The 4,368-nt window shown below is 47.3% G+C and carries 4 protein-coding genes; all 4 read left to right on the top strand.

Translation table 11 applies throughout. The features are described 5' to 3' along the window. On the top strand, positions 1 to 1,554 hold a 1,554-nt coding region (locus AC29Z1_RS14305), incomplete at its 5' end, for a CCA tRNA nucleotidyltransferase (RefSeq protein WP_488272131.1). 393 nt (positions 1,555 to 1,947) lie between these two features. Further along, entirely contained in the window at positions 1,948 to 3,045 is a 1,098-nt protein-coding gene (gene serC, locus AC29Z1_RS14300; protein WP_488272130.1) for a 3-phosphoserine/phosphohydroxythreonine transaminase, read from the top strand. Positions 3,046 to 3,127: 82 nt separating this feature from the next. Continuing rightward, positions 3,128 to 3,778, top strand: coding sequence for a histidine phosphatase family protein (locus tag AC29Z1_RS14295; RefSeq protein ID WP_488272129.1), 651 nt, complete (start codon positions 3,128 to 3,130; stop codon positions 3,776 to 3,778). A gap of 264 nt (positions 3,779 to 4,042) precedes the next feature. Continuing rightward, on the top strand, positions 4,043 to 4,368 hold a 326-nt coding region (locus AC29Z1_RS14290; RefSeq protein ID WP_488272128.1), incomplete at its 3' end, for a tetratricopeptide repeat protein.

The raw sequence follows: 4,368 nt of genomic DNA, 5'->3' as shown, positions 1-4,368 counted from the left end.
TTTTTCCAGCCGGACGTAAGCTGCTGCTTTTGCTGGAACACTGGCGGTGAATGCGACACTAAGATACACCAATCTGGAAGATGTATTTGTGGAATTAACCGGCCGCCGGGTAAGCGGCTAAAGGAGTTTGCTATGGAAACGGCGCGGAAAATTTTGGCGATGCTGACTGATGCCGGACATGAGGCTTATATTGTAGGTGGCGCTGTGCGCGATATTTTGCGCGGTATACAGCCTGCTGATATTGATATTGCTACCAATGCCATGCCTGACCAGATTGTCGAACTTGCGGAAAAACAAGGGTGGAAGGCTGTTACTGTGGGAGCAGCCTTCGGTGTGGTAGCTGTCGTGGTAGCCGGAATTAGTTACGAGATTGCTACTTTTCGCAGTGAAAGGTATGGTATTGACAGTCATCGACCTGAGGCAGTAGAGCTTGGGGTTAGTCTTGAACAAGATTTGTCCAGGCGGGATTTTACGATCAATGCCATGGCTTTGGCTGCTGACGGTAACGTTATTGATTTATTCGGGGGGCAGGAGGATTTAGCTGCCGGTATTATTAGGGTTGTAGGTAGTCCAGAGGAACGTTTTGCCGAGGACGGACTAAGAATGTTTAGGGCTGCCCGTTTTGCTGCCAGATTTAATTTTGTATTGGAACCTGCTACCTTCGCCGCCATTACTTCCAATCTTGACCGGGTTAGCGGCTTATCGGTTGAACGGATTCGTAACGAAATTGAAAAAACATTAGTGGCCGATTTCGCTGTGCGGGGACTGGATATTCTCCTAAAGTCTGGCCTAATGTCTGCTACTTGTCAGGCAAGAGAACAGCGGCGGTTGTATGCTGTTCCTATTCTACCGGAGATTTGCCATCTTGACGGGCTACCGCAAAACCCGCGTTATCATTTGCATGATGTCTGGCAGCATACTTTAGAAGTTGTTGCTTTGACGCCACAAGATCTGACGCTGCGCTGGGCAGCGTTGTTGCATGATATTGCCAAAGGCCGGCCGGGAGTGCGAACGGTTAATAAAGAAGGCCAGCCTAGTGATCCCGGGCATGATAAAGCTGGGGCTGAGGTCGCCAAGGGAATTTTGCATAGGTTGCGGGTAGAACGGCAGATGGCTGACAGGGTGGTTTGGCTTATTCGGCATCATCTGGTTTTTCCGGCGGCGGAAGCTAACGCTGTATTGAAATGGCTGAAATGCCTGGCAGTTGATTTTAAAAACGAAGGTCAGTTCCAAACGGCTTTGATGCAGTTATTCGCCCTGCATGAGGCTGATCGCCTGGGTGGGCATACTCATCCGGATATTGACGGCTTCTTTGCTGTAAAAGAGTTAGCTCATACTATATTGTGTGAGGTGCCTTTTTATTCAACTCAGCTTAGGCTTAGTGCCCGAGATATTGCGGCTAAACTGGGGAGTGGACCGGAAGTGGGGCGCTTTCAGCAAAATCTATTGTCAAGAATTCAGGCTGGACAGCTTGTGAATGAACCAGCCGTATTGGCCGCAGCACTGGATGCCCGGGCGAGACGTTTGGCCAAAAAGCAGGAAGGACCCCTGTAATCGTTTTTGCTAAGAATACACTTGACTGTACTCGGGGTATCATGTATAATCAAAAGCAAATTAAAAAGCGAAAGTATGATGAACAGGAAGTTGATTGTTTACAGACTTCAGAGAGCTGGCGGTAGGTGCGAGCCAGTGCGAGTTGCAATTGATTCCGCCTGGGAGTAGCTGATGATGAATCTGACGGGTCCGCCCGGTATAGCGGCAAAAGTTGGCTGAAAAGCAACATGGGTGGCAACGCGGGAAATAGCTCTCGTCCCTGGGGGATGGGGGTTTTTTGTTTATGCAGCGCCTATATTTGCTTTAGCTAATTGGGTGGTACCGTGGGATGTTTATCCTGCCCCAATAGAAATATGGGGTGGGGTTTTTTATTCATGGAGTTGAGGTGATATAATGGAAAAGCAGGTAAAAAGAGCGTATAATTTCAATGCAGGACCGGCGGCTTTGCCACTGACTGCGCTAGAGCAGGTTCAGGCAGAGTTGCTGGATTTTAACGGCACAGGAATGTCTATTATGGAACACAGTCACCGGGGAAAAGAGTATGAAGCGGTTCATAATCAGGCAATTGCGCTGTTGAAAGAACTGCTGGCCATTCCTGAAGGATATGACGTGTTATTTCTGCAGGGTGGGGCCAGTCTCCAGTTTGCCATGGTGCCGCTGAACTTTTTACCGGCAGGCAAAAAGGCTGGCTATATAATGACAGGTGTCTGGTCAGAAAAAGCCTTTGACGAAGCCGAGAAAATCGGTGAGGCTTATATTGCAGCTACTGCCAAAGATAGTAATTATCGCCGGATACCAGCTTTGGATGAGATAACATACGACCCTGACAGTGCCTACATGCACATTACCTCTAATAATACCATTTACGGTACGCAATGGCAGGCCTTTCCGGAAACTGGCGATGTACCTTTGATTGCTGATATGTCCAGCGATATTTTATCCAAACCTATCGATGTAAGTAAATTTGCCCTGATTTATGCTGGTGCACAAAAAAACTTGGGCCCGGCTGGCGTAACGGTGGTGATTGTTCGCCGCGATTTCTTAGCCCAGGCCAATCCGAACCTGCCGACAATGCTCAAATATGGGACATATGCCAAAAACAATTCCCTGTATAATACGCCACCAACGTTTAGTATCTATATGGTAAAACTTATGCTGGAATGGGTAAAAGCACAGGGCGGGGTTGCGGCTATGGAGAAATGCAACCGGAAAAAAGCGACGCTGCTTTATGATGTTATTGATGCTAGTAATGGTTTTTACCAAGGTCATGCCCAGCCTGATGCCAGATCATTAATGAACGTAACCTTCCGTCTGCCTAACCGGGAATTAGAGAAAAAGTTTCTTGAACAGGCTAAACAAGCCGGCTTTGTTGGTTTGAATGGTCACCGCTTAGTTGGCGGTTGCCGGGCGTCAATCTACAATGCCGTTCCTTACGAGTCCTGCCAGGCTTTGGCCGACATGATGGTGGCTTTTCAACAGCAACATGCTTAACATTTACTCATTTTCTATTGATAGAATGACCGATAAATTAAGTAGCCGCAACTAGGCTGTTTAACAACATCAAGGAGGAAATATGGCAATAACCAGGTTTATTTTACTTCGACACGGTGAAACTACTTGGAATAAGGAAGGTCGTTATCAGGGACAGATTGATACTCCGCTTACTGCCTTTGGCCGCGAGCAGGGAGCATTAGCGGCCAAAGCACTTAAAGATGTTCCCATCGATGTTTGTTATGCCAGTCCGCTGAGCAGAGCAGTGGATACCGCGAAGATGTGTGTGGCTTCACATGGCCTTACTGTCAATACTGACAGGCGCTTACTGGAGATTAACCATGGCGAGTGGGAAGGAATGCTAAGTGATGAGGTGGAAAAAAAGTATCCTGAACTGCTGAAACAATGGAAAACCAAGGCCGTGGGGGTTACTATGCCGGGCCCGGGTGGAGAAAACATTACGGAAGTTCGCGACCGCGCCATGGAGGTTTTCCGTGAGTTAGCGGAGAAACATCAGGGACAGACCGTTCTGGTAGTAGCTCATGACGCGGTGAATAAGGCGGTACTATGTGATATCCTAGATATTGATTTGTCACATTTTTGGCAGATCAAGCAAGATAATACTTGTATCAATGTATTTGAGTATCAGGATGGAAAATGGCGGTTAGTGCTGCTGAATTCGACTACTCACTTAGGTTTTCTGTATAGCGGTATTGAGCAAAAAGGTTTGTAGGTTTGCAGTATGCTGCGTTGGTGATGAATCGTGGAGCGAGGTGGCTAGACTCGGTACCTCCCGCGGACCAATTGTAGGTCAGCGGGAAGAAGAATAGTACTATGGCCTCTTGCTCCTTTGTTTTGTAGAGCTAACGTTTATCCACTATGTTTTCGTAGTCTTAGCAGATAAAAATGGAAATAATAGCAGGTATTAGAACCCAAAATATCGAAATAGGGTAGTAGGTAATAACAATTACTAAATTCGGGCGGGGGAGTTGTTACTATGGACAATAAAGATAATATTTGTTCTGAAGCTGCTTGCTCTCAAGGATGTAGCTGCGGTTGCGGCTGCGGTAGCGAGGAGGCCTCGGTGGAAAGCCAGTTTAGTAAAGAGATGCGGGAATTGTATGAGGCTGGAAAGACAGCAGACATGCTTACGGCCTGTAACAAAGTGTTGAGTGAGAATCCGGAAGATAGTGAGGCATATTTTTGGCGTGGTGTAGTAGCTGCAGTTGAAGGGAATTTTGAACAAGCGGTTGCGGATTATACGAAAGCCATTGATCGTAATGAGAGAAAAGCGATGTATTATTCCTACCGTGGCAGTGCCTA

Source organism: Sporomusa sp. (assembly GCF_057736855.1).
This window is presented reverse-complemented; position numbering and strand designations above follow the sequence as displayed.

Bases quoted from the DNA above. Each gene is read 5' to 3' on its own strand.
- AC29Z1_RS14295 (WP_488272129.1), top strand. From the start codon at position 3,128: ATGGCAATAACCAGGTTTATTTTACTTCGACACGGTGAAACTACTTGG.
- serC (WP_488272130.1), top strand. From the start codon at position 1,948: ATGGAAAAGCAGGTAAAAAGAGCGTATAATTTCAATGCAGGACCGGCG.